Source organism: Nocardia pseudovaccinii NBRC 100343 (assembly GCF_001613225.1).
GTDB classification, from domain to species: domain Bacteria; phylum Actinomycetota; class Actinomycetes; order Mycobacteriales; family Mycobacteriaceae; genus Nocardia; species Nocardia pseudovaccinii.
This window is the reverse complement of record NZ_BDBY01000227.1, coordinates 1-4,646: the sequence shown is the minus strand read 5'-3', so window position 1 is coordinate 4,646 and position 4,646 is coordinate 1. Positions and strand designations below refer to the sequence as shown.

Below are 4,646 nucleotides of genomic sequence, written 5' to 3'. Positions count from 1 at the left end.
GGGAACCGGTCGATACCGGCGGGCACCGGCGTGTGCGTGGTGAACACGGTTGCGGCCCGCACCGCAGTCAGCGCGGTGTCGAAATCCAGTCCGGCCGAGACGAATTCACGGATCCGCTCGACGCCGAGGAATCCGGCGTGTCCCTCGTTCATGTGGAACACATCGGGATCCGGCACACCCGCGGCGCGCGTATAGGCGCGCACCGCCCGCACGCCACCGATACCGGCCAGGATCTCCTGCTTGATCCGATGGTCCTGATCACCGCCGTAGAGCCGGTCGGTGACCGCGCGCAGTTCCGGATCGTTCTCGGCGATATCGGAATCCAGCAGCAGCAACGGCACCCGCCCGACCTGCGCGATCCATACCCGCGCGCGCAGCACCCGCTGATCGGGCATGGCCACGTGGATCAACACCGGCGAACCTTCGGTGGTCAGCAGCCGCAACGGCAGCCCCTGCGGATCCAGCGCCGGATAGTGCTCGGACTGCCAACCGTCCGCGGTCAGCGACTGCCGGAAATAGCCGGAGCGGTAGAGCAATCCGACGCCGATCAACGGCAGTCCCAGATCCGATGCGGACTTCAGATGATCACCGGCGAGAATCCCGAGACCGCCCGAATAGTTCGGCAGGACCTCGGTGACGCCGAACTCCATCGAAAAATAGGCAATGCCGCGCACCGGCTCATCGGTCTGCCGCTGGAACCAGCCCGGCCGCGTCAGATAGTCGCGCAGATCCGCGGCGGCGGCATCCACTCGCCCGATGTAGTCCGCATCGGCGGCGAGCTCGTCCAGCCGGGCCGCGGGCACCTCACCCAGCATGCGCACCGGATCGTGGCCGAGCTCGCGCCACAGTTCGGGATCGAGCTCCGCGAACAGATCCTGGGTAGCCCAATGCCACGACCAGCGCAGATTCGTGGAAAGTTCGCCCAGGGCCGCCAAACGCTCGGGCAGATGGGCACGGACGGTGAAACGACGGAGTGCCTTCACCAACCGAACCCTACCCAATGCCGCAGCACCTGGTGGCTCCAGCGGGCCACGGCACCCATCGAGGCCGCCGCAGGTCTGCTACCGCGGACCCTACGAACCACAGGGACTGCCTGCCGCCGCTGCTCGATCGCACCGGAATATCGGTCGCGCCGGACTCGCACGGATGGCAGCATCGGCTGATGCCGCACTGGATCGATGTACTCCCGCAGTTCCTGCTGGCCTGCCTCATTCTGGCCGCGCTACCCGGACCGGCGACAGCGCTGTTCCTTCAGCGCGCAGTGCGCGACGGCCGCGCGGCCGGGCTGGCGGCGGTCGCCGGAAACGAGATCGGGGTGTTCGGCTGGACGCTCGCCGGTGGCGCGGGTCTGTCTGTGCTGCTGGTCGCGAACCGGTTCATGAATACGGCGGTGCACGTCATCGGGGCGCTTGTGTTGATCTGGCTCGGTGTCCAGGCCTGGCGCGGCGCCCGCGATGACGACGAATTCGGCAGCACAGCGCTTACCCGCCCCGCCAGCTCCGCCGACTGCCATCCCCTGGCGACCAAGCTGCTCCCCACCGGCCGTACCCCAGGTTCGGCGTTTCGCGCCTCACTGATCTCGATCGCGGCGAATCCGAAGGCGGCCGTCTTCGGCCTGACGATCCTGCCGCAGTTCCTGCCGTCGAGCGGTCCGGTGCTGCCGACCGTGCTGATCCTGGCCGGTATCCAGCTGGTCATCGATACCGCCTGGTGCATCGGCATCGTGCTGGCGGCGGACCGCGCGGGGACCTGGCTGCGGCGAACCGGAATCCGGCAGCGGGTGGAGCGCGCGCTCGGCGCGATCTTGGTCGCACTCGGTCTCGGTCTGGCGGCCGACGCACGCTGATCCCGTCCACCCGACCCGCACCCGGTAGGTTGGTCGACGTGACCGGCCGCATCGCCATCGATGACACCGCCCCTTCGATATGGCTGAACAACAGTTCGGCCAAGGCCGTGGTCGGCGAGGTGTTTCCGGTGCGAACCGTGGTCTGGCGCGAGGGGCACGACGCCGTCTCCGCCACGCTGGCGGTGCGCGGCCCCGGCTCGACGCGGATCACCCGCATTCGCATGACGCCGGACTACGAGCCGGATGTCTTCAATGCCACCTTCGTACCGAACCTGCCCGGCACGTGGACCTACCGCATCGAGGGCTGGAGCGATCCGATCGCCACCTGGCGTGCGGCGGTAGAGGCCAAGCTCGCCGTCGGGCAGAGCGCCGCCGACCTCGCCAATGACCTGGAGCTCGGCGCCCGGCTGTTCGAACGCGCCGCGCAGGCGGTGCCCAAGAAGCAGTTCGAGCGCTTGCGCGCCGCCGCGACGGCATTGCGCGCCGACGAACAGCTGCCCGCCCGGGTCGCCCCCGCCTTCAGCGCGGAGGTCGCGGAGATCCTGCGCGATACGCCATTGCGGGACATGGTCACTCGTGGCCCGCAGCACACGGTGCTGGTGGAACGTCAACGCGCACTGTATGGCTCGTGGTATGAGTTCTTCCCGCGCTCGACCGGCGGCCGTGATGCCGCAGGCAACCCGATCCACGGCACTTTCGCCACCGCCGCAAAGGAATTGCCGCGCATCGCGGGCATGGGCTTCGATGTGGTCTATCTGCCGCCGATCCACCCGGTCGGCAAGATCAACCGCAAGGGCCGCAACAACGCGCTCGCCGCCGAACCTGGTGACGTCGGCTCCCCGTGGGCGATCGGGTCGAAGGATGGCGGGCACGACGCGATTCATACCGAACTCGGCACCACCGCCGACTTCGCCGAATTCGTCACCACCGCAGCCGAACTCGGCCTCGAAGTCGCGCTCGACCTGGCGCTGCAGTGTGCACCGGATCATCCGTGGGTCGCCGCGCACCCGGAGTGGTTCACCACGCTCCCGGACGGCACCATCGCCTACGCCGAGAATCCACCGAAGAAGTACCAGGACATCTACCCGGTCAACTTCGACAACGATCCGGACGGACTGTACGCGGAGGTGCTGCGTGTAGTGCGGCACTGGATCGGCTTGGGCGTCAAGATCTTCCGCGTCGACAACCCGCACACCAAGCCCGCCGATTTCTGGGAATGGCTGATCGCGACCGTGCGGCGCACCGATCCAGATGTGATCTTCCTGTCCGAGGCGTTCACCCGACCGGCCCGGCTCTATGGTCTGGCTCGCCGCGGATTCAGCCAGTCCTATACGTATTTCACCTGGCGCGTCGCCAAATGGGAGCTGACCGAATTCGGCAACGAACTGGCCGCCAAGGCCGACGAGGCCAGACCGAACCTGTTCGTCAACACTCCCGACATCCTGCACGAGAGCCTGCAGCACGGTGGGCCCGGCATGTTCGCCATCCGCGCGGTGCTGGCCGCGACCATGGCCCCGACCTGGGGTGTCTACTCCGGATTCGAACTCTTCGAGCATCAGGCGGTGCGTCCGGGCAGCGAGGAATACCTGGATTCGGAGAAGTACGAGCTGCGCCCGCGCCCGTTCGCCGAGGCGCTCGCGCGCGGAGAATCATTGGAGCCGTGGATCACTCGGCTCAACGAGATCCGTCGCGCGCATCCGGCGCTGCAGCAGTTGCGCTGCATCCACTTCCATCACGTCGACAACGACGCACTGCTGGCCTATTCGAAGGTCGATCCGGCCAGCGGTGACGCGGTGCTGGTCGTGGTGAATCTGAATCCCTATGCGGCCGAATGGGGCATGATCTCGCTCGACCTGCCCGCCATCGGCCGCGAATGGCATGACCATCCAGTGGTGTTCGACGAGGTCAGCGGCGAGGAATACCACTGGGCGCAGACCAATTACGTGCGGCTGGATCCGGCCCACGCGGTCGCCCACATTCTCACGCTGCCCGCGGTATCGCAGCAGGCGCGCGCGGAACTGGCGTTCCGGAGGACATTTCGATGAAGCGTCGCGATCTGATGTTGCTCGCGGCGGGCACCCATACCGATCCCCATACCGTGCTCGGCGCGCACCCGCATCCAGACGGCACGATCGTGCGGGTGCTGCGCCCGCATGCCGATACGGTGTTCGCCCGGGTCGGCGGCGTCGACCATCCGCTGAAGTCATTGGGGCACGGCATTTTCGCCGGTGTCGTACCGCATCCGGACCTGATGGATTACCGCATCGTCACCAATTACCAAGGCGCACAGACGATCGTCAGCGCGGACGGCTACCGCTTCCTGCCCACCGTCGGCGAACTCGACCTGCATCTCATCGGCGAGGGCCGCCACGAACACCTGTGGGATGTGCTCGGCGCGCACCCGCGTCACTACACCACCCTCGACGGCGAGGTGAACGGGACCTCGTTCGCCGTCTGGGCACCGAATGCCCGGGGTGTCACCGTGATCGGGGATTTCGACGGTTGGAGCGGGAGTACCGCACCGATGCGTTCGCTCGGGTCTTCCGGGGTATGGGAGGTCTTCGTACCCGGGGTCGGCGTCGGCACCAAATACAAGTTCCGGGTACACGGCGCGGACGGACGCACCGTGGATCACGCCGATCCGCTGGCGTTCGCGACGGAGCTGCCGCCCGCGACCGCATCAGTGGTCACCGAAAGTAATTACGTGTGGTCCGACGGTGACTGGGTTTCGACCCGCGAACGCACCGACCCCACTCGCGCTCCGATGAGCGTCTACGAAGTGCACCTGGGCTCCTGGCGG

The 4,646-nt window shown here is 67.2% G+C and carries 4 protein-coding genes; 3 read left to right on the top strand and 1 reads right to left on the bottom strand.

Annotation, left to right across the window (positions count from 1 at the left end):
- Positions 1-983 (bottom strand): alpha-glucan family phosphorylase (glgP, locus tag NP3_RS28585; RefSeq protein WP_157124596.1); only part of this gene is annotated, 983 nt, incomplete at its 3' end.
- A 179-nt stretch (positions 984-1,162) separates the two neighbouring features.
- Between glgP and NP3_RS28580 the strand changes: the two genes are divergently transcribed.
- From NP3_RS28580 to NP3_RS28570, 3 genes are all read left to right on the top strand, one after another.
- Positions 1,163-1,846, top strand: coding sequence for a LysE family translocator (locus NP3_RS28580; protein ID WP_063044705.1), 684 nt, complete (start codon positions 1,163-1,165; stop codon positions 1,844-1,846).
- 38 nt (positions 1,847-1,884) lie between these two features.
- Positions 1,885-3,891 carry an alpha-1,4-glucan--maltose-1-phosphate maltosyltransferase gene (locus NP3_RS28575; RefSeq protein ID WP_063044704.1) on the top strand — a complete coding sequence of 669 codons (2,007 nt, stop codon included), beginning with the start codon at positions 1,885-1,887 and terminating at the stop codon, positions 3,889-3,891.
- The coding region (locus tag NP3_RS28570; protein WP_444980793.1) for a GlgB N-terminal domain-containing protein at positions 3,888-4,646 on the top strand (759 nt) is incomplete at its 3' end. The genes NP3_RS28575 and NP3_RS28570, both read left to right, overlap by 4 nt.

Coding starts and splice junctions, on each gene's coding strand:
- NP3_RS28580 (WP_063044705.1), top strand. CDS start 1,163: ATGCCGCACTGGATCGATGTACTCCCGCAGTTCCTGCTGGCCTGCCTC.